Consider the following 24,313-nt stretch of genomic DNA (forward strand, 5'->3'; position numbering starts at 1 on the left):
TAATAGATAAATGAAATTTCTAAAAGCGTAGAACATATACTGAAACAAGTTCAGCATAAAATGAAAGATAAAAATTTACATCATATTAAATCTACAGGTTTAAAGACTCCGGATCATTATTTTGAGTCTTTCGAAACTAATTTTTTAGACCGTTTAAAAGAGAAAAAAACTTTTAAAGGTATAGAGAATCCTGGTTTTGAGTTACCAAATGATTATTTTGATACTGTAGATAATACTATTTTAGAAAAGCTTAAAACGGATACTGAAACACCTGTTATCTCATTAAAAACTAAACGCTCATTTTATTATGTTGCTGGTATTGCTGCTAGTTTTTTATTATTCTTTAGCTTAGTATTTAACACTAAAAATAATATTTCATTTAACAGCTTAGATACTGCTATTATTGAAGGCTATCTATACCAAGAAGAATATACTAATGAAGATTTTGCATCTTTATTTGTAACTGAAGACATTTCGGAAACTGATTTTATTGATTTAAACATTTCAGAAGAAACACTAGATCAATATTTTGAAAATATAGAACCTGAAGACCTAATTTTTGAATAATACACTATGAATATTTCAAATAAAAATCACCTATTGAATTCACAGAACAGAATGACATTTACTGTTATTCTATTCTTACTTTTTTCTATAAGCTTATTTGCGCAAAAATTTGATAGAGAAAAAATTAAAACATTAAAAATAGCTCATATTACAGAAAAATTAGATTTCACTAAAACTGAAGCTCAAAAATTTTGGCCTATATATAATGCAAATGAAAATGCAGAAAATGAATTAAGAGAAAAGTCTATCGCTAGACGTAAAGAAAAAAATTCTGATGATCTTTCTGAATCGGAAGCTAAAACTCTTTTACTTGATATTGAAAAATTTGAAAAACAAAAGACAGATTTGAAATCTAAATACTTAAAAGAATTATTAAGTATTCTTCCTGCTAAAAAAATAATTAAGCTCTACCAAGCAGAACATTCTTTCAGACAAAAGATGTTTGATGAATATAAAAAACGCCATTCTAACGATTAACCCTACTAATATAGATTAATACCCCTTAATATATTAAAAAAAGGAAGCTGTAATAGCTTCCTTTTTATTTTGTAAAAATCAATTTACTAACTCTTCCTTTTCCTGCTGCATATGCTGTAGAATCATTTAGAAATCTAATGGTATAAAACCCTTCATCGCTAAGATGTTTCCAGGTATTACCAAAATCGGCACTATAATCAATTCCGTTAAAGCCAACAGCAACTAACTCATTGCCGTCACTATTAGGGATATATTGCACACAACTTCTATAACCAGGACCTTCATTATCTGAAACAACCTGCCATGTAACTCCACCTGTTGTCGTTCTTATTTTGTTAGCCGAATTTGCTTCGGGATTTGTATAATCTCCTCCGATAGCAAAACCATTATTTTCATCATAAAAATCAATAGAATAAATACCTGTTGTTTCTTTTCCTTGAACAATAGGCGTATCAAAAACACGCCAAGTGATTCCTTTGTCTGGTGAGTACATTACTCTACTTGTTTTACCTCCTGTAGCCACCCAGGTTTCATCTCCTACAATGGCAATATTAGTATCACTTGCTGCAAAAGCAGCTTCACCATCTTTAATACTTGGCAAATTATTACAACTCATTTTTGTCCAATTTTCTCCTCCATCTCTAGTAATAATGATACTCATACAACCGTCTGTTGGGTCACCAATAGCAATACCTTCTTGTTCATTCCAGAAATCCATAGCATCGTAAAAAACATTAGGATGATTTTCTTGATATACTATTTTATTTTTTTCTAAATCTGCATTTAGCTTATATAAAAGTGCAGGATTCCCTACTGTAATTCCGAAACCATTCTTTTCATTAACTGCTAAGGCTCTAAAATTAAGTTGAAGTGAATCTGTAGTTAGGTTTAGCTTATAATATGGAACTAGATTAGTATCTAAAGAATCTACTGATTGAAGAACTTTATTTTGAAACAACATTCCTAATTCTCCTTTAGAAGTTAAGTATATAGGACCCAAGGAATCTAAAATTTCAAGGGCTCTTATATTCAAAGTACTGTCTTCTACCAAGTGAACAATTTCAACGTTATTAAAACTTTTTGGTTTTTGTGTTATTTTAGCTTTACAAGCTCCTAAAGCAAGTAATAATAAGCAAATGATTAGTAATCTCATTAAGTTTAATTTTTTATAAAAATAGAAAAGCTTCACGATATAATCGTAAAGCCTTTTCAAAAAAACAATTTATAAACAATTCTAATTAATTCATTTTAACCTTCTTCTTTTAATGCTTTTGCATCAATAATTAACTGCTGCATAGAAGCTCTATTGAGGCCATTATAAATACCTCTAATATGTTTATTCTTATCTATAAGTAAGAAGTTTTCAGTGTGTAAAAAGTCATCTATACTTTTAGGTTCATCTAGATCATTTTCAATAAAATATTGAGACCTCCCTAAATTATAAATATCAAATTTAGCACCTGTTACCAAATGCCATTTATGATCTATTACACCAAATTTTTCTGCATATTGTTTTAAAACAGGTACAGAATCTCTTGTTGGCGTCACAGAGTGTGACAGAAATAAGATCTCATCATCCTCTTTAAATTCCTCTTGCAAACTAAACATGTTTCCAGTCATTTGAGGGCAAATCCCTGGGCAGCTTGTAAAAAAGAAATCTGTAATATAAATCTTATCTTTAAATGTTTCTTGCGTTACCGTTTCGCCTAGCTGATTCACTAATTTGAAATCTTTTATTTTATGAAAAGATTTCTCTTCCTCACTTTCTGGCACTAACCAATGAGGTGTAAATGATTCTTCATTGTAATAAGGTAAGTAATCTACCCTACTTACTTCTTCAACTTCTTCTTTTACCCTATTCTTATTTACTTCATTACAGCTTATTGTAATAAACATCAGAGATAGCAAAACTAAAGTTAACTTATTTCTTTTTAACAACTTTTTCATTTTCTAATTTATAACAAGCGTTAGCACGCATTAACCCAAAAACTCTTCCATTTTTGGCTTCGTAATTCACATAAAGTTTTCCGTTTGGCAACCATGCTTTCTGTAAACCACTTTCCTTACCACGTTCTAACCAACGTAGTTTAGAAATTTCTCCATTTGGATAAAATTGTTTTTCTTCTCCTTCTTTTTTCCCATCTACATAATTTACATGTAAAGCAACATTACCATTTTCCCAGTAACTTTTATAATCACCAACTAATTTGTTCTGACTATAATTAGAAGCTACACGTAATACTCCGTTTGCCGACCACGTTTTGGCAACTCCTTCTCTTTTACCATTATAAAAACCTAATTTTTCTTCAGGCGTATTATTTTTATGAAATTTTAATGAATACCCATTATAAGGTTCATCATTATAATACCAAACACCTTCTAACGGATTTAAAACAAGATCTGATTTTTTTACTTCAACATTTTTAATAAGAAATATTCTTTCTTTTGGAATTGCGGAATTTTCAGAATTTAAATCTTCTGAAGACTCCTTACAACTCCCAAAAGTTATAAAAAAAACAACTAATAAAAATGATATCCTCATGATTAATAACCTTGAAATGGCCCTGCAAATGCTAAATAAGAACCTGTTGTTGAATAAACTTCATTTATAATATGATAATGATATTCTTCTTCACCATCTGTGTATTCTGTTGTAGAAGTATGACCACCTGATGTGTCTAAATCTGTTGGATATGTTCCTGTTGAAGAACATTGTCTTCCATATAGAAAAACACCATCTAATAAGATACCTACCAAATTATCATCATCGTTACTAAATGCTTTTGGTTCTAAGTGATAATGATATACACCTGGACCAATATGACCACCTGTCCAATCTAAACTTGCTGCAGCCTCATCTAGATCTCCTGCGCCTTCTTGGTCATTAAAAATAGATGCTCCACTTACTGCAATCCCTATAGTATCAAAAGTTGTAGATACTGAACTCCCTGTTAAATTAGGGGTTGCGTCTACAGTTATAGTAACAGCATTATTGTTACTAGACATTATACTTGGTGTAACCTCAACAGTTGGTTCATTAATATATAAATCATTTCCTTCTCCCCAATAAACAGTTTCGTGATCTGGTAAACCTGTTGTTTCAATAACAACATTAGAACCGTCTAAATAAATTGTAGTAGCATCCGTATTAAAAGCATAAAATGCGGCGTGAAGTTCTGTTACAATTTCATCATCCGTATCATCTGTACCTGCTACTGAATCTTCAGTACTATCATCACTTGAACAAGCAATATTTAACGAAAAGACCAGTACAATCAAACCTAATAATTTTAATAAATTTCTCATAGTCGTTTTTTTTTATTTTTTTTGTTTGTTTAATTCTCTGAAAATTTAGATGAGATTACAAAATAAAACTTGCGCATCAAACTAAATTTTATTTTACTTTCAGTATCAATAAAGCTCTATAAATCTAATAAACAGTTACAATACCTGTAGTATAATTAATCCTTAGAAATAGCTAAACTGATTATCTATTATTAATGCTTGTCTCTTCTTTTTTTTCTATCAACGTCATCATCTTTAGAATAAAAAGCTTCTAATTCTTCTAAATCTAATTGTGAATCTCCATTAACATCAATATCACTAAAATTAGCCATAAGATCACGCTTGTCTTTTGCTGCGACTTCTAATTCATTTAAAAGACCATCTTCATCTTGATCTACTTCTGCTAAGATTTTTTCAGCTGATACCGGTTTTGGTTTTGTATTATCTAATGCAGCTTCTAACTCTTCAAGATTAATAAAACCATCAGCATCTATTTTACTAAAATCTTCAGAAATCTTACCGCGTTCATCTTTTGCGGCTTCATCTATATCAATTTTATCATCACCGTTTGTATCTAACATTTCAATAATTTTAGAAGCATCTGGTTTTCCTCCTTCTGGGGGTCCTCCACCCTGTCTACCACCTCTTCCGCCTGGTCCTTGTGCAAAAGCAGAACTGCATAATAGTATTGATAAAATCCCTAGCGTATTTTTTAATTTGTTTGTTTTCATAATATCTATTTTATCTTTAGATGTTTTCTTTAAAACAAACTTGCGTTAGGCACAAAAAAAGCTTCATGACTGTATCATGAAGCTTTTTATTAATTAAGAATATATCAATTGTTTAATTCCTTGCAATTTTGATAACGGCTATTTTATTCACTACAACCATATATAATCCTTTTGAGAACGATGAAAAATCAAGAGAAATTGTATTTTCATTAGCATAGCTATTATTATACAACTGTTGCCCTTGTAAATTATAAACCGTAACTGACTCTATTGTATAATTTGAATTTTGAATTTCTAAATAATTAGATGTCGGATTAGGATAAACTTTAAGTCCATTGTTAAATAAAACCTCATCTACAGAGAGTGATTCATTATTCTCCCCGAAGGTTGGTTCTTGAATTACAAAATCTCCTGTTCCATTAGGTACACGAGCATACCCCATATCATCCGTTTGTTCACCGAATATTATATTTTCTATTATTGTACCATCATCATAAGATAAAATAGCACTTTCTCCACCTGAAGAAAATTTCACATCTGCATGTAAACCTTCTTGATCATCATCTTTATCACACCAAACAATTAAATAACTATCAGGCTCTATTGTTAACCCTGAAGGGAATGCCCAAGTTAATAATTCATCTGAATCATCGGATAAGTACAAATTATCTAAGCTTAAAGTTTCAGAACTATTATTGTATAGCTCTAACCAATCGTCATATTCGCCATCTTGATCAACTGCAGTCGTTTCATTAGAGGCCATAATTTCATTAATCACTAAATCACCAACAGCTATTGTTGTGTAGGTTCCTTCAATACTGTAGAATTCATACTCTGCTCTTGCAGGTGAAAAAGCCCCAATATTTGAGTTTTCAGCATAAATATAATATTGAAGATTAGCAGTCTCTACAACGATATCTAAACCGTATACTCCATCACCAGACGTACCATCATTGTGTGCACCATCATCATACATTTCTAATTTTGTAAAAGGCAATGTTTCGTCTGTTCTGTAACCTATATAAACAGTATTCTCATCGGTAACATTTGCTGTAATTGTTACCGTATCTCCTATTATTGGAGTCTCATTAGAAGTTTCTACAGCACTTATTGTTGGCTGTGTATTTGTAAAATCTGATTGCGATAATAAATAAGAACTTCTAGCAGACATTAAGTTGGTTAAACCACATGCGGTATTACCATCTACAGAATAGTCTGTATTTATATTTCCTGTAAACTGAGCATCTGTATAAAATTTATTAGTATCTGCTGTAACAGCTTCCGTAACAATTGCTTGATAATCGTTAGCTAAGGTTAAGTAATTTGAGTTACTTATGTTTTCTGTTAAAATAGTTTTATAATGTGCTAAATACATTCTTTTGTATTTTGGTATCGCTAGCAATTTTGAAATAAGAGGGAAATTACTATCATCATCGTCATGTAGTAAATGATCTAATTCTGCTTTTTCTGTAGTTGAACTTAAGGTTCCTGTAGAACTTCCTGGTCCGCCTGGACCTCCTGGTCCACTAGTACTAGTTTCTCCTGTCATAGCAAATGTTCCGAAAGACATGTTTAAATCCCAAACTACAGGCTTAAACTGACCATTATTATCTTTATACAAATAATAGTTTTGTTTAAACTGACCTATATAACTGTCTAAATTTACCATTACATTATCAAAAGCTAACATCCAAATTGCATTATCGACATCTAAAACATTTTCAATATTATCTATGTCGTTGCTTAAAATATTTGTGAGTTCTATTAAATTATCCCAATGTGCAAGTGCAACTGATTCATCATCGTCGTCATCTGATTTAATTTCATAAGCATCATCATAACTGGTGTAACTTGTCCCTAAATATTCTAAATTAGGTAAAGTGGTTGTCGTTGGCCCTGCTCCATCTGGTGGACTACAACTAAAAAAGGCATTATCATTAGAGTTAAAATGTTTATTTACAAACTTCTTAGAAATAGCTTCCGTATTAGTATATAAACCAATTAAAGTTCCATTAACATAAACATTAGCATAATTAGCCTGTGGAGCATCCATATACTGATTAACTATATTATAAGCCACTGTTTCTCTAACAAATGAAGGATCTGCAAAACCATTTGCTAGTTTAATATCTGTATACCCCTGGTAATCCTGATCTACATAAGTATCTAACTCAATATGAAAAGGGTTTTTAACTTGGCTAGAACTGTAAGAGCTATTCCCCTTATATTTTACTCCTACTTGGTTAAATACAGTTCCATTAATCGTTACGGATGTAGCTTCTGTATAATTATTATCACCCGCTTTTTCTGCATCTAGTAAAGCATCCCAATTGCTTTCTGCAAATTCGATCTCTATAGTTTGAATGGTGTTAATATCATATAATTCTTGTGAAAACAAATTTATTGTAAGAAACAAGATTGTTAAAAGTGTAATTGTTTTTTTCATTATTTATCATTTTTGAATTGTTTTTCAGTGATATAACTTTAGATGCGTTTACAGAATAAAACTTGCATAAAATGTTAAATAAAAACAAAAAAAGGCTTCGTAATTTCTCACGAAGCCTTAATGAAACAATTAATAAACTTAAACAATATTTTAATACCTTATAGTTTGTGTGATGGAAATACTTTTCTAACATCCATTTTAACATATATAATTTAAAAAAATACACATTATTGAATTCTTGGTTTGCTACAAATAGTGGATTTCCATTAATAGAAACTCCAATGGTGAGGATGAGGATGATGTATTAAAAAAGGACTCAGCAATACCCTCATTTGCTGTTACATCTGTTTCTTCAGAACTATCATCTCTACTACATGCCAAAAAAAAATGAATCTAGATAATACTATTCCTATGAAATAAAATTCTTTGAGTATTCTTTCTCTCTTCATATTAAACATAATTAATTGTGAGTTTCCTTTAATTTTCTTCTTTGTTTCATGCTGTGAACTAGTAACCCAAAAGTGCAAACAACAGCTAAAATTAAGATTACGTTTAAAGACGATGAACTTATTATTCTCTCATCCACACGTACAAATTTATTTCCGTCTACTTCTAATTTTAATACATGATTATTATCCTTCGTTAAAACAAAATTTTCTTTACTAAAACCCTCTTTCAAAATTATTAAGGCACTTTTATTATTATAAATATCCTTAAATGATTCATTTTCAACCAAAACAGATTCTATATTTTCAGGAACACCTAAAACTTCAAAAATAACTTTAGTCTCATGTCCTAGTTTCACTATACCATGGCTTAGCGTTACCGTTTTATTACCGTTGAATTCTATTTTTAGATTATTTTTAATATGCTCAAGAACCATTTCTTGAAACTCTTCTGGCGTTTTATATGGTACCTCAGCATAATACTTTCTAATTTCATGTTGAAAAGCCGTTAATGATGCACTTATTTGTAATGCCCAAGTATCATTATTATTTTCTACTAACATTGTTGTAGAAATTTCTGGTTGATGTGCTTGTATTGATGTCGAAAAAAACATCACCCCTCCTATTATTATTAAGAAGAAATATCTACTTATACAATTATTTTTAAATAGCATAAGCACCTTTTAGTCCATTAATAAAATTGTTGTTTCCAGCTTCGTCTACATGATAATGATACCCACGTGCCTCATCAGTATGTCCACGTAATTCATCTAAATCTATAGCTTCATTACCGTCCTCATCTTCTAATTCGTAAATACCAATTCCGTCTAAAGCATAACCTATTAATGCGGCGTGACCATCTTCTTGCTCAACCTTTGTACTGAAACCTGTTGCTGCATGATAGTGATAACCTTGATGAACATTTATATGTCCACCAGCATCATCAAAGGGAGCAATGGTGTAAGCTGAAAGAATATTGTCTGTTGGTGCAGGTGCCGAAAATTCAATACCGTTTAAAGCGATACCTCGAGTGGAAGGCACTGACTCTATAACTTCCCCTGGACCACCAGGACCAACTGCCCCACCACCTTCAGTAGTAAAAAACAGTGAAGTATCTTGTAATACTGGTGTTATTGGAATTAACCAAGTCTGTGTTAAATCTGAGATATAAGCAGGAAGACATTCTACACAAAAGTTCTCATATTCTTCTCCTACATCTGGGTTAGCCGCATTTATACAATCTTCTTCAGATTCAGTAATATAAATATCACCATTTCCATCATACATCATCCAATTATCATCGTTGTAAAAAGTTGCTAAATTTTCAATAAAAGCACCATCTACATCATGTACCTCACCATCTTCTAACCAAATACCACCAGCTTCTGCATCATCGCTAATATTATCTGGACACCATGGCCCCATGTTGTGATCTGTTGGTAAACTACTTGTTACAACTTGGTAACAATCTGTAACTGTACCATCAGATAAAGTACAGGGAACAATTGTTATGATAACTGACTCATCTTCTGTAGTAAAATAAGATGTATTTACATTTACAACTGAACTATCTGAATCATCTGTACCTTCTGATGTATCAGTACTATCATCATCTGAACTACAAGCCATAAAAAGCAATAATAACACACTTAGTATTGCTACAGGCTTTATAAAAATTTGATTTATTTCTACATTTCTCATATTCTATTTTTTTAGTGATTATATTATTTTAGATGCGAACCTTTTTATAAACTTGTGATTAAATTGAAATAAAAATATAATCTGTTAATCTCCTAATGCTTTTCCTAACCTAAATGCCATTGTTTTTGTTTTGTTTTTCAAGCTTTTAGCATTCAATAATTGAATTTCCGTTTGTAATAATCTATCCACTAAACAATTTTGATACTCCCTACTTTTAAGTAAGTTAGTATAATTAGATCCTAGAGAAAGCATCTGATAATTATTGCTTTTTAATTCCCGTTTAGAAATAATATCAATTAAGGAAATATGTTTTTCTATAGCAGGTTGTAATCTGCTAACGATAATGTTTTCTATTTTTGATTCTTGATTTTCAAAAGCATCCAATTCATTAGGGTAAGCTGCAATTAAATCTTTTAGTAAAACACCTTCAATAAATTCGAATTTATTAGTTGTATTAACTGAATTTATGGCTCCACTATGAAGTTGTATTGGGTGATAATTAACATTAATAATCTCTAATTTATCATCTTCATCTATTTCCCCAAGTTGATCTCTCATTATAATATCTATGGTATTCTGTATACTTTCTACATTTTTATTATAACTCGCTATTGAAGCATCTAAAAGAATAAGATTTGCATTTAATTCTTCGTTAAGTGATTGATAAATTTTCAACTCTACAATTCTATTTTTTCTTAATTCATTTAGATTATTGATTTTCCATGCTATTAAAACACCTATAACGATTAATAATATCTCCCCAAGCGCATAAACTAGATAACTTTTTATTTTTCCTGAGTCTAGTAATTTTTTTCTAACTTTCCTGAATAATCTCATACCTTAATGCATTAAATTTTGATGCTTATAGTCATTTTCATTGTAAAAAAAAGCTTCATAATTTCTCACGAAGCCTTTCATAATCAAAACAATTAACCAATCAAATTATTCTTACTTATCTCTACCTCTTCCTTTACGTTCAGGTTTTGGTGCATTTTTAAATTCTTCTTCTGAAATAAAACCATCTTCATCTGTATCGATATCAGAGAACCCATCTTTTAAAGGTCCTTTTACTTCTGCTTCTGAAAGTTTTCCGTCTTCATTGGCGTCCATTTCTTTTAATAACTCTGCAAATGTTGGCTTTTTTCTTTCTCCCTGTCCATAAGTTAAATTTGAAAATCCGACTAAACCAAATACTAATACTACTGTTTTAAATGTGATACTTTTCATGTTGAATATTTTTAATGTTATATAAGTTTAGATGCACTTATACTTTTAAACTTGTACTCACCTTTGTTAAATAAAACACAAAAAAAGACCTTCAAAATATTGAAGGTCTTTTTATATAACTTTAATTAGTTATTGTCTATTTGGAGGTGGAGGTCTATGTTCTTCTCCTTCTCTTATTGGAGGTCGTTGTTGCCCTTGTTCTCCTTGACGAAGTGCATCTATTATGATAGTTTTAAACTTTTCTTTTTGTTTATCAGTAGATAATTCCTGAATCATTTTAAAATGATAAAATACTTCTTTAGCTTTTTCTTTTTCTTTTTCAGAAATTAATGACGTAATAGAATCTATTGAAGATTCCTGAACATCAACATCAGATAATTTATCAAAAAGTAAATCTTTTAAACCTTTTACATCATCGGACAGCTTCATTATTTTTTCATGATGCCCTACATTATTCGCTTTAAATTTTGCTATTTGTTCATCATTAAAGCCTAATTCTTTTACAATAAAATCTTTATTTCCTTGTGGTTCTCTTGGTAATCTATCATTTTGACTTCCTATATATGTAAATAAAAAAAACACATTAACCACAATTAAAAAAATCAGTAGTATATATAAAATTACATTTTTCTTCATAATTAATTTAATAAAGTAGATTCTGTACTTGTAGATAATCCATAAGATTCAGCAAAACTAGTAACATTATTATCGTAAGTATTTTCTTTAAGATTATTAAATGCTAATACATTTAAAATAATAATACAAACTAGTGTTGCTAATTGTAATTGTGGTGTAAACCATGACCAAGTTTTATCTTGTACATCTTGGGAAGCATTACGGATTTGATGCATCACATTTTCTTTAAAAAAAGGAGATACTTTAGCCTTTTCAATCGATTCTATAGAATCAAAAGTGGCTTTTACTTTTTTATACATTTCAACATTAGGTTTCATAATTATATCTTTAGATGCAAAAGCTTCATAAAACTTGTGCTAATGTTCATTTTTATAATAAATTTCTAAAATTTTCTGTAAATTCTTTTTAGCTCTAAACATTAAAGACTCTACAGAAGATAGACTTTTACCTGTTATATCGGCGACTTCCTGATAACTTTTACCATCTATTTTATGTAAGGTAAATATTACAATCTGACTTTCTGGTAAATTATTTATAGCTTTAAACAGCGTTGCATTTAACTCTTTGTTCTCTAGCAAAATTCCTGGGTGATTCATCTCTGTAAAATAATCTGTTTTATCTATAGGAATAGCATTTCCTGTTATAGACTGCAAAAAAGCAAAACGTTTCTTTGTATTCTTCTTTCTAATAAATTCTAAACATTTATTAGTGGCAATTCTATAAATCCAAGTAGACAACTTAGAGTCACCTTTAAATTTTTTAATTGAATTAAAAACCTCAACAAAAACATCTTGTGCAATGTCTTCTGCATCTTCCCTATTAGGCACAAATGAAATACAAGTACTAAAAACCTTATGCTGATAATCATCTAAAAGCTGACTATAAGCCTTGGGGCTTTTTAACTTTAGTTCTTGTATAAATTCTGTTTCTTTCAAAGAATAATTTAAATTAATAAGCCGCTAATTTAGTTTATATACAATTAGTAAAAAAATAACCTATGTTTTACTTGAATTTTGTTAATGAAATAAATTCATGATATTCCGTTATAAAAATTTAACTTTGAATTTTTAAAATATTCTATTATGAATCCATCAGCTAGCGGCTGGATAAAAAAACTGCTTAATCAAGTTTCTGAAACAAAGTACTCTCAGACAGAGAATGACACATTTTATAGAAGCCTTAAGCGTGCAGGATTTATATATGGCAGTAATATTAAAGTGGTTTTAGATATCGCTAAAACCTTTACGCTTACAGAAGAAGAACGCTGTAAAACTAATTTACTACTTACCTTTTACTTTATTTACAATAAGGAACAACCACCAGAAGAGCAATTTACGGATAGCCTTATTAGATATTACAAAACGATAAGTGACCAAAAACGATCGTTTTTTGAAGATTTATTTAGCGATAAAAGACCGGACAGCTTACTTGAGAAAATTATTCATAAGCGGATACATATTGATGACAATTTTATTTCAAAGAGTTTTAATTATTTTTTAATTAACGCACTTTTATTTGTTGATGTATTAGGTTACCATCGTTTTTTAAAAGATGAAAAAGGTGTTAGAGATTATGTAACTAATCTTGAATTTGCTCTAGAAACTATTGTTTTTGCTGCTATAGAGAATAAGTCTCAAAAATCTGAATATGACGATAACCTTATTCGATTATTTGAAAGCTCTATTCGTCATAAAAATGCAGAAATCTTAACTTATAAAGATGCTATTTCGGTTATAAATGAGCCTTTAGAAAAATTATATGTCATAGACTTAGTTTGTATGGCATCTTGGACAGACAAGATTATAGATAAAGAAGAGCAAAACTTTTTAGACCAATTAAAAATAGATTTAAATGTAGAAAACACGGTCATTGTAAAATCTATAAATGATATAAATCTATTCTACGACGAGCATAAACATGATGTTGCTTTTTTAAGTTCTAAAAATTTAGCACAAAGTTTTTACGACAATAGTACAAAGGTTGTTTTTAAACTTATAAGAAGAAATAGCAAACGATTAATTAAAGAATTATCGGAAAGCAAAGAGGCTTTGTATTTATTAACACAATCTACACAACGTAACTTAACAGACGAAGAGCAGAAAAAAATTCAGACACAACTTATGGATATTTTTAAATCCATACCAAGTTTAGCCATTTTTATGTTACCAGGCGGCATGTTACTTTTACCTTTATTTATTAAATTTATTCCTACTCTATTGCCTTCTGCTTTTGATGATAATAGAATAGACGATAAGAAATAAACTTATTCTAACCAGGTTTTAAAATCTTTAACACGTTCTCTTGCCACAATAATATCTTGCTCATTAAAACGATTTAGTTTTATTTGTAATCTAGAATTGGTGTAACTTACCATATCTTTAATAGCATTAATATTTACATAGAATTTTCTACTGATTCTAAAAAAAACATCTGGTTCTAATTCTTTTTCTAATTGGTCTAAAGTAACATCTAAAAGATAGTTTCTTCCTTCATTAGTAAAAGCATAGGTTCCTTTATTTTCACTATAAATGCATTCGATATCTTCTATATTAATAAGTTTTAAATGTTGCCCTACTTTAACTGAGAAACGTTTTTTATATTCTCGTTCAATCGGATTAATAAGCAGGTTTTTAATATCATTAAAGTCCAGTGTAACAGATTTTTTTTGCGGTAATCTTACTTTATACTTTTCTACAGCAGTAGCTAAATCATCGTCGTCAATTGGTTTTAATAAATAATCTATACTATTGAGTTTAAAAGCTTGTAAAGCATATTCGTCATAAGCTGTTGTAAAAATTACGGCCGACTTAATATCTATAGTTTCAAAAATCTCAAAAGATAATCCATCACTCAATTGAATGTCTAAGAAAATTAAATCGGGATGTTCATTGTTATTAAACCATTCTACAGATTCCTCTACAGAATGCAACATCGTTTCTGCTTCTATATCTAAAGCTTTTAACATACGCTGCAAACGTCTTGCAGATGGTTTTTCGTCTTCTATAATAATTACATTCATATGCTTTAAATTATATTATTCTTTATTGAGTCGTAAAGATTTTTATTCCCAGTTCTGTTCTTCTTTGTGCATAAACTCATCAATTTTTCGTTGTTCCCAACTGGTTCCAAAAAAGAAATCTGGACCAAAAACTCCTAAAAAATGAAAGAATAACCCAATTCCCCAAAAAATTGCGGTAGCATAAGTTCCAAAACCTGTAAATCCTTCTTCTGAATTTACACCAATTAGTATAATTAAAAACAAATTTACCACTACATAACTTACCAAATGCCAGTAAAAACCAACTATAGCATCTACTTTTTTCTTTGCTCTTAAATAAGCCTCTTCTTTTCTGAAATCAGAATTGATACTAACATCATTTTCTATATCAGACTCTATATGATACTTTTCCATATTATTTCTTTTTAATTATTAGACAATTCATCATCCATCAACTTTTTAATTTTTCGCTCTCTCCATTCTTCACCAAAAAACACCAAAATGTCAAATGCAGAAAGGCCATGCAACACAATGGCAACTCCCCAAATTAACCATGACATTGAGGTAGATAATTCAAAAAAAGCTTCCATAAAACTTTTTCCATTGTTCATATAACTTATAATCTTAATACCAGAAATAGACGTATTAACAATAAAATAAACCGAAAGATGTGTGTAGAAAGCTTTTAGTTTTTCAACTTTCTTCTTTGCTTTCAAATATTTTAAATCTGAGTTATCTATTTTCATAATTCAATAAATTAATTCCAACGTTTAGTTTCCTCTTCTTTACGCAGGTATTCTTCAATTTTTCGTTCTTCCCATTTAGAACCGAAAGCTCCATCATTTACAAAAATTTTATAAGCTTGAAATGCTAAACCAATTCCCCAACCTGCCATCGGGAACCAAAACCATTGAATGGTATAATAAGAGTATTTGTACCAAATAAAAATTAAAAAAGGAATAACTAAACAATAAGACACTAAACTGTAGTAAAAAGCTTTTAACTCTTCTACACGCTTACGAGCTTTTACATAATGGTCATTAATACGTACTCGCGATTTTTCTATACTTCTCATAACTGTAACTTGTTTTTTTAGCATAGGTATAGCTACTGCAAAATCTTTTTCTCTTTGATTAATTTGTACTTTTCTATTGGTTAATAAAGCATAACGTTGCTTAATATTTTCTAATCCAACACCACTACTCTTTTTTACAATTTGTTTAAGTTGAAGGTTATTCATTACCACTAAATGATTTCCGTCTTCATAAATTATGATATGTAATGGTTTAGTAGACGTTACCATATTGTGCTTTACCGCATTTTCTAAAAGTAATTGTAATGAGAGGGGTACAACTTTATTTTCTGGATTGGATGCTTTATCTGGAATTTCAAAAATGATACTATCTTCAAATCGCATTTTTAAAAGCGACATATAGGTTCTTGCAAATTTTAATTCTTCATCTACAGTAACTAATTCTTTACTTTTTTGCTCTAAAACATAGCGATAAACCTTAGATAATGATGTTGTAAATTTCTGAGCATTAACTGGATTTTCTTCAATTAAACTCGTTAATACATTTAAACTATTAAATAAAAAATGTGGATCTAATTGGTTTTTTAAAGCATCAAATTTGGCACTTGCCGTACCTGCGATAACCTTTTGCTCTTTAATTTTATTTTTCTGATAGCGATTATAATAATAAACCAAATGAAAAACAGTAACTATAACTATGGTAACCCATAAACCAAAAGAATAGCCTCGCCAAGATTCACGGCTTAAAAACGACTTTAACTCTAGATCATAAATCACGGTCGCTGTAAAAACTCTTATAAAGAACAAGCCAATTAGCGTAAGTGTTGTACTTCCTATAATTCCATAAATTAAACGTTTTATGGTATCATCAGTTTTCCATTCACGACTTCCCATATAGGCGAAAAATGCCATATTTGAATATCCTAAAACAAAGGCATAAAGTTGATAAAAACCAAAGTCAATTAAAAAGTCATTAATCGTTTGATATTGAAATCCTGACGAAATTAAATTCCCTACAACATAAACCACAGTCCCAATTCCGAACGTTAAAAATATTTTTTTTAATGACTTTTTCATATGCTATTAAGCTTTACATTGCTTTGATACAGCTATTGCACGTTCTTTACCCCAGTTTGGATGAAGTGCACTCTTTGGATTAAAGGTATCAAAAAGTTTAACAGAAGCTTCAATCTCTTTACAATAAGGGGCGATGTCTTTACCAAAGTATTTTGCGCTTCCCATTCCCCATTCCGCTTTACCAAAAGCTACTCTTGGGTTTGTAGCATCTATAGCGCTTGCTTTCGCATACAATTCAGATATTTTCGCACTATACTTCATACCATAAGTCATACCATCAAAAGCCACCCAATTGGTTAAAATGTGAGCTTGCATCACCAATAATTCTGCGTTATTTTCACTTTTAAGCATTGCATCGTCTAAATGTTTTTGTGCTTTATCTAACTGTGCTTTTAAGACTACTTCATCTTTTTCTCCCCAGCTTTTTAAACTATTAATCTGAGCAATGTAATAATCAGGCAACCATTCTTTAGGTTCTGCTTTTGCTATACGCTCAAACATATTTTCTGCTTTGTCTGTTTCTCCTTGTTCCCAAAGTTTAAAAGCCTTTGCCATTCCTTTTTCAAAATCGGTTTGTGCTTGTGTTACTGTAGTTAGTATAAATAATAAAGTGGTAATTATCGTTTTCATAATAAGATTTTTATAAGGTTAAATAGATATGTTTACAGTCTTATTTTCCTTCATCTGAAATTTAGCATCCGACCATTTTGGTGGCCCCATAAATCCCTTAGCATCATTTGAGCATCCATAAGCTTCTTTAGGAATGTGCATAAAATTAGTATCCATTATTCCGTTATCATTTTCATCATGAAAAACAGAAATACCATAAGTTCCTTGAGGAATATTATTAAAAACAACCGTACTAGAGTTATTTTCAATAACACTTATTGAATTTTTAAAAGGTTTTTTTAAAAAATCAGTTTCTGTATTGTAGAGTGCGATAAACATTTTTCCATCATTGCTAGCAGCCTCATCTACAATTATAGTAATAGTTAGATTATCTTGAGCTTCTATTGGAAAGCTTAAAAAACAGATAATTAAAATAGTAGTCATTTTTACGAGTATATTCATGATTGTTGGTTTTGTTTGATACAAATATCGAATACATCACATCGATTTTAAAACGAAATTTACTGAAATGTAATTTTTAGAAGATGAACTGTTCCTTTTTAAAAATAATACTATTCCTAATTTATTATATTAGTATTTTTAATAACCTAACCTATTAATTAAACAGAATGAAATTTGAAAGTAAAAAAGACATGCTATTCAGCGTAATTATACTGGGCTTAAATGCTTTTTTTATTACAATTATAGTTATAGGACTTATTAACGGAGAAATAAAGCAACAGGAATATTGGCCATTAATAGTGATTTTTGGAGTCGTGATTCTAATCTTCTGGTTATTTTTCGGGACTAACTATAAGTTAACAAAACAAGACGGACTGATATATAAATGTGGACCTTTAAAAGGACAAATAAAGATTGAAGACATTACTCAAATTATAAAAGGAAAAACACTTTGGGTAGGATTAAAACCAGCAACTTCTAGAAATGGTTTAATCATAAAGTATAATAAATACGATGAAATTTATATCAGCCCAAAAACAAATGAAACTTTTATAAAAAAAATATTGAAGTTAAACAGTAACATAAAAATCACTGAATAAATCCAATACCTAAAACATTTTATAATAGCAAAACTTATTCTGCCAATAATTGAGCTACAAAAGCTTCAAACTCGTTTTTAAACTCTATATATTTCTCTCCTGTTGCAGGTCCATTAAATCCTGTATGAATTTTTCTAACCTTTCCTGTTTTATCAATATAAATAGACGTTGGGTAAGATAACACATGGTCTAACATTGATAATTTTTCTTGTGCCTTCTCTTTATCTGAAGTTCCATATTGCGCCAACAAAATTGGGTAATCTATACCAACTCTATCTGCTAAGCGATCAATTCTACTAAAAGCAGCTTCTTTTGTTTTAGCATACTCAAAAGCTAAACCTACAAATTCAATGTCTTTATCCTTGTTGTTTTTATAAAACTCAGCATAATATTTACTTTCATCTAAACAATTAGGACACCAACTCCCCATAATTTGTACAATCACAACTTTATTTTTAAAACGATCATCTTTTAGAGACACCAATTCATCTGAAGTATTTGGAAATTCAAAATCAATACTGTCATAACCCTCTTTTAAAAAAGTTAAATTATCAGCTTTCTCTAATTCATAAGCTTCATTTCTCTTAGCTGTAAAAGGTTCTTTCCAATGGTTACCAGAATAGAATACGCCCTCTAATGTTGAATCTAAAACTGTAGCTTTAAATAAAAATGCATGTGCACCATCAAAAGCAGAAAGCTTCATTTCGTTTCCATCCATAACACCTTCTAAAAAACGATAATCTCCTGTAGTTGTTCTAAAGGTTCCAGTTACAACAGCTCCTTTTTGCTTAAAAATTCCTTTTGCCATATAGGTATCTTCTGCATTATTTGGACTAAAAATAGTTTCCCAAACACCAGAAACATCTTGTGATGGTTTTGATGTCGTTTTAAAGCGTTTTTCTACTCCTAATTCAGCAGAAAACGGAACTGATCGCTCTAAACTTTCTATAATAAAGTTTCCTTTAAGTTTATCTCCTTCTAGTTTTGCTGAAATGTAACCCTCAAAAACCGGTAGTTTTATAACTACAGAATCATTTTCATAAGTAATTTCATCAACCTCAATAACTTCTTCTGCATTAAAAACTTTTAATTGTGTTGCCGACTCTACTTCAAAATTAAAAGGTAATAATTCACCGTCTTGTACTTCTAAAACAGCTTTATACATCCCTGTTTTCAACGTATTTTCTTGTTGATATTCAGTATCTAAATTTGTAGATTTAGCATCATTTTTACAAGACACTATGGTTAAGGCAACAAGGCAAATTAGTATATATCTCATGAATATTTTAGACTTTAATAGCATTATATTTTGTAAATATTAGTGCTGCTTAATGGTATTACCTTACAAGCAGCATGGCTAAAATACTTATAAATGATTGTCATCGCAATGGACTGCATCACAAAAAAATCTTAATTTGAAACTTTATATTCAATATATAACCCTGAAATTTTGCTATTAACACGCTTTATTTAAAGAGGCGTAGACCATTAAATAGCACTTTTAGCCGTATTATGACGCTCTGAAATAATTATCTTCACATTTAAATAATTTTTTTAGAATGGATATTTCGTAACGCAACAAGTATTATTATCTTTGTCGCCTGATTAAAATCAACATATGAAAATTTCATACAACTGGCTAAAACAGTTTATAAAGACAGATTGGGACGCTGAAAAAACAGGCGAATTATTAACTGATCTGGGATTAGAAATAGAAGGTATTGATGCCTACGAATCCGTAAAAGGTGGCTTAAAAGGTATTGTTGTAGGCGAAGTTTTAACTTGCGAGCAACATCCTAACGCTGACAGGTTAAAAATAACGACTGTAAATATCGATGGCGAAAACCCAATACAGATTGTATGTGGTGCACCTAATGTTGCTGCCGGACAAAAAGTTCCTGTAGCTACAATTGGTACTACATTATACACTGAAGAAGGTGAAGCTTGGACCATTAAGAAAGGAAAAATTAGAGGCGAAGAAAGTCATGGTATGATTTGCGCTGAAGATGAATTAGGCCTTGGTGAATCTCACGATGGTATTATGGTATTAGATGCTGATATAAAAGTTGGTACACTTGCTGCTGACCTTTTTAAAGTTGAAAACGATGAGATTTTCGAAATCGGTTTAACACCAAACCGTGCTGATGCAATGAGTCATTATGGTGTTGCTAGAGATCTAAAAGCTGGATTATTACAAAAAGAAGTGTCACTAGAACTGATAACACCTTCAGTAAGTTCTTTCCATGTTGATGCCAGAGCTTATAAAGTTGATGTGCATGTTCACGACTATGAAAAAGCACCACGTTACTGTGGAGTTACTATTTCAGGAATAAAAGTTGAAGCATCACCTGCTTGGTTACAGCACCGCTTAAAATCTATTGGCTTATCTCCTATTAATAATGTTGTAGACATTACAAATTATGTATTACACGAGTTAGGACAGCCTTTACATGCTTTTGATGGTGATAGAATTTCAGGTAGTAAAATTGAAGTTAAGACTTGCGAAGCAGGAACAAAATTTACAACCTTAGATGGTGTTGAGCGTGAATTGCATGAGGAAGATTTAATGATCTGTGATGACAGTAAACCAATGTGTATTGCCGGTGTTTTTGGTGGTATTGATTCTGGTGTTAAAGAACACACATCTCGTATTTTCTTAGAAAGTGCTTATTTTAATCCTGTTAGTGTTCGTAAAACAGCTAAACGTCATGGTTTAAATACAGATTCTTCTTTTAGATTTGAAAGAGGAATTGACCCTAACCTTACTGAATACGCTTTAAAACGTGCTGCTTTGTTAATTACAGAGATTGCAGGCGGAGAAATTACAAGTGATATATTAGATACTTACCCAAAGAAAATAAAAGATTTTGAAGTAAGACTTAGTTTTGATCATGCTCAGAAATTAATTGGAGAGCGTATCCCTGAAGAAACTATAAAAAGCATCTTAACATCTTTAGATATTAAAGTAAACAACGTTACTGAAGCTGGTTTAGGGTTAACCGTACCTGCATTTAGAAACGATGTACAACGTGAAGCTGATATTATTGAAGAAATCCTTAGAGTCTATGGATATAATAATATTGCTACAACTACAAAATTGAATGCTTCAATTTCTAATTCATCTCGTTTTGAAGATTATAAACTTCAAAATATTATTGGAAATCAATTAGCATCTCAAGGCTTTTTTGAAATTATGGCTAATTCACTTACGACTCCTAAATATATAGAGCTAAGTGAAGATTTAAATGAAGCACATAATATTAAAATGCTAAACCCTTTAAGTAATGATCTTGAAGTAATGCGTCAATCCTTATTGTTTTCTGGATTAGAAGCTGTAGCACATAATATTAATAGAAAACGTGATGATTTAAAGCTTTTTGAATTTGGTAAAACATACCATCAATTTTCAGAAGAACGAGAAGAACACAAGCATTTATCTGTTTTTGTTACAGGAAATAAAACAGAAGCACGTTGGAATGCTACAGCAACACCAAGTGATTTCTTTTACTTAAAAGGAACCATTGAAGTGATTTTAGAACGTCTAGGTATTACACGTTTAAAATCAGCACCTTCAACATCCGATGTTTTAAGCGAAGGTATGACGCTTTCATTAGGCAAAACTAAACTTGTAACTTTTGGACTGGTTAAAAAATCAGTACTTAAACACTTTGGTATTTCTCAGAACGTTTTGTTTGCTGATTTTAATTGGGATAATGTTATAGAAACGGCTAAACATAATAAAGTTAAGTTTACTCCTATTTCTAAATATCCTTCAACAAGAAGAGATTTTGCACTGTTATTAGATAACAAAGTAACGTTTCAAGATATACACACTATCGCGAAGCAAACTGAAAAACAATTGCTACAAAGCATCAACTTATTTGATGTTTACGAAGGCAAAAATTTACCAGAAGGTAAAAAGAGTTATGCTGTAAGCTTTATTTTTCAAGATGAGCACAAAACATTAAACGATAAACAGATTGATAAAATCATGTCTAAGCTACAATCTAATTTTGAAAGTAAGCTAGGCGCTGAATTACGATAATAATTACTAATTATTTTCAAAAAAGCCCTTAACCAAATACGATTAAGGGCTTTTTTATTTCATAGTAAAATCATCAAATTATAGATTCTCACTATAACTCTGTTTCAGAATACTTAATAATTACAATTTAAAATATTATCCTTTATTTAATATAATTCAATTATAAAGTTCCTATTTTTAACAAACTTAAAAAAACAAATCATGTCAAACATAACATTAGGAGGAAACCCTATAGAGACCACTGGAGAATTACCTAAAACTGGTACTCAAGCACCCAATTTCACATTAACAGCAACTGATTTATCTGCAAAATCTTTATCAGATTACTCAGGAAGTCGTGTTGTATTAAACATTTTCCCTAGTGTAGACACAGGTACTTGTGCACAATCTGTTAGAACTTTTAATGAAAAAGCAAGTGAGTTAGAAAACACTAAAGTATTATGTATTTCTAAAGATTTACCATTTGCATTAGCACGTTTTTGTGGTGCTGAAGGTTTAGAAAATGTAGAAAGCCTTTCAGATTTTAAAACAGGAGATTTTGGTAAAGATTACGGTATTACTTTTAAAACAGGTCCATTAGTACCTTTATTATCGCGTTGTATCGTTGTTTTAGATACTGACGGAATAATTTTACATACCGAGCAAGTTGCCGAAATTAAAGACGAGCCTAATTACGAAAGTGCATTAGCAAGTTTAGCATAATTACTGAATGCCGAAAAAAGAACCTTTTATAATTAATAGAATTAAGAGTTTTGGCTTTGCTTTTAAAGGTATGATAATACTTTTTAAAACCGAAGCAAGTATTAAAGTACAACTCACTATAGCTATTGCTGTGACCATTGCAGGTTTCTATCTTGAAATCTCTAAAACAGAATGGATGGCACAAGTTATTATGATTGGTTTAGTATTAAGCATTGAAGGTGTAAACACAGCTGTTGAAGCGATTGCAGATTTTGTTCATCCAGATTATCACGAAAAAATTGGATTGATAAAAGATGTCGCTGCAGGAGCTGTTTTTATCGCCGCTATTTCAGCATTAATTATTGCCGGAATAATTTACATCCCTAAGTTAATGTAAAAATTATTACTGTCATTTTAGCTAGCATTTCCGTTAGAAAATCGATAGAATAAACATTTCATATTTGTATTTTTGCAGTAATCAAATCAATTAAAATTTAGAGTTTTAAAATGAAATCATTATTTGCGACCCTTACTCTTATTTTTACTTTGTTTAGTTGCAATCTAAAGGATAAAAAAAAGGAAACAAAAGCCATTATAAAAACTGAAATAACAGATCCAAAACCGACTAAAAAACCTCAGACTAACATTACTAAAAACTTTGTTTTAGGTAAGTTTGATTACAAAACTGATACAACTTTTATAAAAGTTGACAAACAATATGCAGCAAAAACATTATACCTTAAAAAAGAAGCTTACACCTCTTTTTTAAAAATGTATAACGCTGCAAAACAAGACAATATTAAGCTCATTATTTTATCTGGAACCCGAAATTTTGAAGAACAAAAAGTTATTTGGGAACGCAAATGGAAACGCTATTCTAATCAAGAACCTTTATTGCGTGCAAAGATGATTTTAGAATACAGCTCTATGCCTAGCTCATCTCGTCATCATTGGGGTACAGATTTAGACTTAAATAATTTAAGTAATTCGTATTTTAGCAGTAAAGAAGGTAAAAATATTTATAATTGGTTAGTAAAAAACGCTAATGATTATGATTTTTACCAAGTTTATACAGATAAAGACAATGAACGAACAGGTTATAGTATTGAAAAATGGCATTGGTCTTATTTACCTTTAGCAAACACTTATTTAGAGTATTACAATCAAAATGTAACCCTTAATGATATTAAAGGCTTTAAAGGTTATGAACAAGCCAAAGGAGTAGATATTATTAACTCGTATGTTAATGGTATTTCAAAAAAAATAAAAGAACACAAATAATAAATTTCCTTA

Annotated in this window: 28 protein-coding genes; 8 read left to right on the forward strand and 20 right to left on the reverse strand. The window is 30.2% G+C overall.

Translation table 11 applies throughout. The annotated features are described in order from the left end of the window. The first annotated feature begins 60 nt into the window (after nucleotides 1-60). A complete protein-coding gene (locus H0I32_RS03030; RefSeq protein ID WP_173586729.1) occupies nucleotides 61-567 on the forward strand; it encodes a hypothetical protein in 507 nt (168 codons plus the stop codon). Nucleotides 568-600: 33 nt separating this feature from the next. Then, nucleotides 601-1,044 (forward strand): sensor of ECF-type sigma factor, encoded by a 444-nt coding sequence (locus tag H0I32_RS03035; RefSeq protein ID WP_179314034.1) that lies wholly within the window; start codon nucleotides 601-603, stop codon nucleotides 1,042-1,044. 64 nt (nucleotides 1,045-1,108) lie between these two features. Here the strand turns inward: H0I32_RS03035 and H0I32_RS03040 are convergent, their stop codons facing one another. The 13 genes from H0I32_RS03040 to H0I32_RS03100 all read right to left on the reverse strand — a co-directional run bounded on the left by H0I32_RS03040 (nucleotide 1,109) and on the right by H0I32_RS03100 (nucleotide 12,451). Beyond that, nucleotides 1,109-2,197, reverse strand: a complete 1,089-nt coding sequence (locus tag H0I32_RS03040) for a WD40/YVTN/BNR-like repeat-containing protein (protein ID WP_179314035.1) — start codon at nucleotides 2,195-2,197, stop codon at nucleotides 1,109-1,111. 95 nt (nucleotides 2,198-2,292) lie between these two features. Further along, entirely contained in the window at nucleotides 2,293-2,991 is a 699-nt protein-coding gene (locus H0I32_RS03045; protein WP_179314036.1) for an SCO family protein, read from the reverse strand. Beyond that, entirely contained in the window at nucleotides 2,966-3,586 is a 621-nt protein-coding gene (locus H0I32_RS03050; RefSeq protein WP_179314037.1) for a toxin-antitoxin system YwqK family antitoxin, read from the reverse strand. The genes H0I32_RS03045 and H0I32_RS03050 overlap by 26 nt, the downstream gene beginning before the upstream one ends. A 2-nt stretch (nucleotides 3,587-3,588) precedes the next feature. Then, nucleotides 3,589-4,350 (reverse strand): YHYH protein, encoded by a 762-nt coding sequence (locus tag H0I32_RS03055; RefSeq protein WP_173586724.1) that lies wholly within the window; start codon nucleotides 4,348-4,350, stop codon nucleotides 3,589-3,591. A 191-nt stretch (nucleotides 4,351-4,541) separates the two neighbouring features. Then, complete coding sequence (locus H0I32_RS03060; protein ID WP_179314038.1) at nucleotides 4,542-5,060, reverse strand: hypothetical protein; 519 nt, start codon at nucleotides 5,058-5,060, stop codon at nucleotides 4,542-4,544. 112 nt (nucleotides 5,061-5,172) lie between these two features. Further along, nucleotides 5,173-7,506, reverse strand: coding sequence for a CotH kinase family protein (locus H0I32_RS03065; protein WP_179314039.1), 2,334 nt, complete (start codon nucleotides 7,504-7,506; stop codon nucleotides 5,173-5,175). A 460-nt stretch (nucleotides 7,507-7,966) separates the two neighbouring features. Next, nucleotides 7,967-8,626, reverse strand: coding sequence for a DUF6702 family protein (locus H0I32_RS03070; RefSeq protein WP_179314040.1), 660 nt, complete (start codon nucleotides 8,624-8,626; stop codon nucleotides 7,967-7,969). Further along, nucleotides 8,616-9,653, reverse strand: a complete 1,038-nt coding sequence (locus tag H0I32_RS03075; protein ID WP_179314041.1) for a YHYH protein — start codon at nucleotides 9,651-9,653, stop codon at nucleotides 8,616-8,618. The genes H0I32_RS03070 and H0I32_RS03075 overlap by 11 nt, the downstream gene beginning before the upstream one ends. Before the next feature lie 84 nt (nucleotides 9,654-9,737). Then, complete coding sequence (locus tag H0I32_RS03080; RefSeq protein ID WP_179314042.1) at nucleotides 9,738-10,490, reverse strand: hypothetical protein; 753 nt, start codon at nucleotides 10,488-10,490, stop codon at nucleotides 9,738-9,740. A gap of 111 nt (nucleotides 10,491-10,601) precedes the next feature. Continuing rightward, nucleotides 10,602-10,880, reverse strand: a complete 279-nt coding sequence (locus tag H0I32_RS03085) for an EF-hand domain-containing protein (protein ID WP_179314043.1) — start codon at nucleotides 10,878-10,880, stop codon at nucleotides 10,602-10,604. 129 nt (nucleotides 10,881-11,009) lie between these two features. Beyond that, complete coding sequence (locus tag H0I32_RS03090; protein WP_179314044.1) at nucleotides 11,010-11,516, reverse strand: hypothetical protein; 507 nt, start codon at nucleotides 11,514-11,516, stop codon at nucleotides 11,010-11,012. Between the two features lie 2 nt (nucleotides 11,517-11,518). Further along, nucleotides 11,519-11,833, reverse strand: a complete 315-nt coding sequence (locus H0I32_RS03095) for a hypothetical protein (RefSeq protein ID WP_173586715.1) — start codon at nucleotides 11,831-11,833, stop codon at nucleotides 11,519-11,521. Between the two features lie 39 nt (nucleotides 11,834-11,872). After that, entirely contained in the window at nucleotides 11,873-12,451 is a 579-nt protein-coding gene (locus H0I32_RS03100; RefSeq protein WP_179314045.1) for an RNA polymerase sigma factor, read from the reverse strand. Nucleotides 12,452-12,598: 147 nt separating this feature from the next. Here H0I32_RS03100 and H0I32_RS03105 point away from each other — a divergent pair, with 147 nt between their 5' ends. Beyond that, nucleotides 12,599-13,777, forward strand: coding sequence for an LETM1-related biofilm-associated protein (locus H0I32_RS03105; protein WP_173586713.1), 1,179 nt, complete (start codon nucleotides 12,599-12,601; stop codon nucleotides 13,775-13,777). 2 nt (nucleotides 13,778-13,779) lie between these two features. On the opposite strand, the gene H0I32_RS03110 is transcribed toward H0I32_RS03105, so the two are convergent. Genes H0I32_RS03110 through H0I32_RS03135 form a run of 6 tightly spaced genes read right to left on the reverse strand, consistent with a single transcriptional unit; the run spans nucleotide 13,780 to nucleotide 17,695 of the window. After that, a complete protein-coding gene (locus H0I32_RS03110; RefSeq protein ID WP_173586712.1) occupies nucleotides 13,780-14,535 on the reverse strand; it encodes a LytR/AlgR family response regulator transcription factor in 756 nt (251 codons plus the stop codon). A gap of 42 nt (nucleotides 14,536-14,577) precedes the next feature. Beyond that, nucleotides 14,578-14,928, reverse strand: a complete 351-nt coding sequence (locus H0I32_RS03115; RefSeq protein ID WP_173586711.1) for a 2TM domain-containing protein — start codon at nucleotides 14,926-14,928, stop codon at nucleotides 14,578-14,580. A gap of 11 nt (nucleotides 14,929-14,939) precedes the next feature. Further along, on the reverse strand, nucleotides 14,940-15,260 hold the full coding sequence (locus H0I32_RS03120; RefSeq protein WP_173586710.1) for a 2TM domain-containing protein: 321 nt from the start codon (nucleotides 15,258-15,260) through the stop codon (nucleotides 14,940-14,942). Nucleotides 15,261-15,271: 11 nt separating this feature from the next. Next, nucleotides 15,272-16,624 (reverse strand): histidine kinase, encoded by a 1,353-nt coding sequence (locus H0I32_RS03125; protein WP_179314046.1) that lies wholly within the window; start codon nucleotides 16,622-16,624, stop codon nucleotides 15,272-15,274. Nucleotides 16,625-16,630: 6 nt separating this feature from the next. Next, on the reverse strand, nucleotides 16,631-17,254 hold the full coding sequence (locus H0I32_RS03130) for a hypothetical protein (protein WP_179314047.1): 624 nt from the start codon (nucleotides 17,252-17,254) through the stop codon (nucleotides 16,631-16,633). Between the two features lie 18 nt (nucleotides 17,255-17,272). Beyond that, nucleotides 17,273-17,695: a DUF2141 domain-containing protein gene (locus H0I32_RS03135; protein WP_179314048.1), complete on the reverse strand. Its 423-nt coding sequence runs from the start codon at nucleotides 17,693-17,695 to the stop codon at nucleotides 17,273-17,275. Between the two features lie 167 nt (nucleotides 17,696-17,862). Between H0I32_RS03135 and H0I32_RS03140 the strand changes: the two genes are divergently transcribed. Continuing rightward, the gene (locus tag H0I32_RS03140; RefSeq protein ID WP_179314049.1) at nucleotides 17,863-18,294 is read left to right on the forward strand and encodes a PH domain-containing protein; all 432 of its coding nucleotides are present in this window, start codon (nucleotides 17,863-17,865) and stop codon (nucleotides 18,292-18,294) included. 34 nt (nucleotides 18,295-18,328) lie between these two features. Here the strand turns inward: H0I32_RS03140 and H0I32_RS03145 are convergent, their stop codons facing one another. Then, nucleotides 18,329-19,573 carry a peroxiredoxin family protein gene (locus H0I32_RS03145; protein ID WP_179314050.1) on the reverse strand — a complete coding sequence of 415 codons (1,245 nt, stop codon included), beginning with the start codon at nucleotides 19,571-19,573 and terminating at the stop codon, nucleotides 18,329-18,331. Nucleotides 19,574-19,912: 339 nt separating this feature from the next. Here H0I32_RS03145 and pheT point away from each other — a divergent pair, with 339 nt between their 5' ends. The 4 genes from pheT to H0I32_RS03165 all read left to right on the forward strand — a co-directional run bounded on the left by pheT (nucleotide 19,913) and on the right by H0I32_RS03165 (nucleotide 24,301). Beyond that, complete coding sequence (gene pheT / locus H0I32_RS03150; protein ID WP_179314051.1) at nucleotides 19,913-22,339, forward strand: phenylalanine--tRNA ligase subunit beta; 2,427 nt, start codon at nucleotides 19,913-19,915, stop codon at nucleotides 22,337-22,339. A 201-nt stretch (nucleotides 22,340-22,540) separates the two neighbouring features. Beyond that, nucleotides 22,541-23,041, forward strand: coding sequence for a thiol peroxidase (tpx, locus tag H0I32_RS03155; RefSeq protein WP_179314052.1), 501 nt, complete (start codon nucleotides 22,541-22,543; stop codon nucleotides 23,039-23,041). A 7-nt stretch (nucleotides 23,042-23,048) separates the two neighbouring features. Then, nucleotides 23,049-23,417: a diacylglycerol kinase family protein gene (locus tag H0I32_RS03160; RefSeq protein WP_179314053.1), complete on the forward strand. Its 369-nt coding sequence runs from the start codon at nucleotides 23,049-23,051 to the stop codon at nucleotides 23,415-23,417. Between the two features lie 110 nt (nucleotides 23,418-23,527). Continuing rightward, nucleotides 23,528-24,301: a M15 family metallopeptidase gene (locus H0I32_RS03165; protein ID WP_179314054.1), complete on the forward strand. Its 774-nt coding sequence runs from the start codon at nucleotides 23,528-23,530 to the stop codon at nucleotides 24,299-24,301. The last annotated feature ends 12 nt before the right edge of the window (nucleotides 24,302-24,313 follow it).

It is taken from the genome of Winogradskyella sp. HaHa_3_26, assembly GCF_019278425.1.
In the GTDB taxonomy this organism is placed as follows: Bacteria; Bacteroidota; Bacteroidia; order Flavobacteriales; family Flavobacteriaceae; genus Winogradskyella; species Winogradskyella undariae.

Bases quoted from the DNA above. Each gene is read 5' to 3' on its own strand.
- H0I32_RS03030 (WP_173586729.1), top strand. From the start codon at position 61: ATGAAAGATAAAAATTTACATCATATTAAATCTACAGGTTTAAAGACT.
- H0I32_RS03040 (WP_179314035.1), bottom strand. From the start codon at position 2,197: ATGAGATTACTAATCATTTGCTTATTATTACTTGCTTTAGGAGCTTGT.
- H0I32_RS03045 (WP_179314036.1), bottom strand. From the start codon at position 2,991: ATGAAAAAGTTGTTAAAAAGAAATAAGTTAACTTTAGTTTTGCTATCT.
- H0I32_RS03050 (WP_179314037.1), bottom strand. From the start codon at position 3,586: ATGAGGATATCATTTTTATTAGTTGTTTTTTTTATAACTTTTGGGAGT.
- H0I32_RS03055 (WP_173586724.1), bottom strand. From the start codon at position 4,350: ATGAGAAATTTATTAAAATTATTAGGTTTGATTGTACTGGTCTTTTCG.
- H0I32_RS03060 (WP_179314038.1), bottom strand. From the start codon at position 5,060: ATGAAAACAAACAAATTAAAAAATACGCTAGGGATTTTATCAATACTA.
- H0I32_RS03065 (WP_179314039.1), bottom strand. From the start codon at position 7,506: ATGAAAAAAACAATTACACTTTTAACAATCTTGTTTCTTACAATAAAT.
- H0I32_RS03070 (WP_179314040.1), bottom strand. From the start codon at position 8,626: ATGCTATTTAAAAATAATTGTATAAGTAGATATTTCTTCTTAATAATA.
- H0I32_RS03075 (WP_179314041.1), bottom strand. From the start codon at position 9,653: ATGAGAAATGTAGAAATAAATCAAATTTTTATAAAGCCTGTAGCAATA.
- H0I32_RS03080 (WP_179314042.1), bottom strand. From the start codon at position 10,490: ATGAGATTATTCAGGAAAGTTAGAAAAAAATTACTAGACTCAGGAAAA.
- H0I32_RS03085 (WP_179314043.1), bottom strand. From the start codon at position 10,880: ATGAAAAGTATCACATTTAAAACAGTAGTATTAGTATTTGGTTTAGTC.
- H0I32_RS03090 (WP_179314044.1), bottom strand. From the start codon at position 11,516: ATGAAGAAAAATGTAATTTTATATATACTACTGATTTTTTTAATTGTG.
- H0I32_RS03095 (WP_173586715.1), bottom strand. From the start codon at position 11,833: ATGAAACCTAATGTTGAAATGTATAAAAAAGTAAAAGCCACTTTTGAT.
- H0I32_RS03105 (WP_173586713.1), top strand. From the start codon at position 12,599: ATGAATCCATCAGCTAGCGGCTGGATAAAAAAACTGCTTAATCAAGTT.
- H0I32_RS03110 (WP_173586712.1), bottom strand. From the start codon at position 14,535: ATGAATGTAATTATTATAGAAGACGAAAAACCATCTGCAAGACGTTTG.
- H0I32_RS03115 (WP_173586711.1), bottom strand. From the start codon at position 14,928: ATGGAAAAGTATCATATAGAGTCTGATATAGAAAATGATGTTAGTATC.
- H0I32_RS03120 (WP_173586710.1), bottom strand. From the start codon at position 15,260: ATGAAAATAGATAACTCAGATTTAAAATATTTGAAAGCAAAGAAGAAA.
- H0I32_RS03125 (WP_179314046.1), bottom strand. From the start codon at position 16,624: ATGAAAAAGTCATTAAAAAAAATATTTTTAACGTTCGGAATTGGGACT.
- H0I32_RS03130 (WP_179314047.1), bottom strand. From the start codon at position 17,254: ATGAAAACGATAATTACCACTTTATTATTTATACTAACTACAGTAACA.
- H0I32_RS03135 (WP_179314048.1), bottom strand. From the start codon at position 17,695: ATGAATATACTCGTAAAAATGACTACTATTTTAATTATCTGTTTTTTA.
- H0I32_RS03140 (WP_179314049.1), top strand. From the start codon at position 17,863: ATGAAATTTGAAAGTAAAAAAGACATGCTATTCAGCGTAATTATACTG.
- H0I32_RS03145 (WP_179314050.1), bottom strand. From the start codon at position 19,573: ATGAGATATATACTAATTTGCCTTGTTGCCTTAACCATAGTGTCTTGT.
- pheT (WP_179314051.1), top strand. From the start codon at position 19,913: ATGAAAATTTCATACAACTGGCTAAAACAGTTTATAAAGACAGATTGG.
- tpx (WP_179314052.1), top strand. From the start codon at position 22,541: ATGTCAAACATAACATTAGGAGGAAACCCTATAGAGACCACTGGAGAA.
- H0I32_RS03160 (WP_179314053.1), top strand. From the start codon at position 23,049: ATGCCGAAAAAAGAACCTTTTATAATTAATAGAATTAAGAGTTTTGGC.
- H0I32_RS03165 (WP_179314054.1), top strand. From the start codon at position 23,528: ATGAAATCATTATTTGCGACCCTTACTCTTATTTTTACTTTGTTTAGT.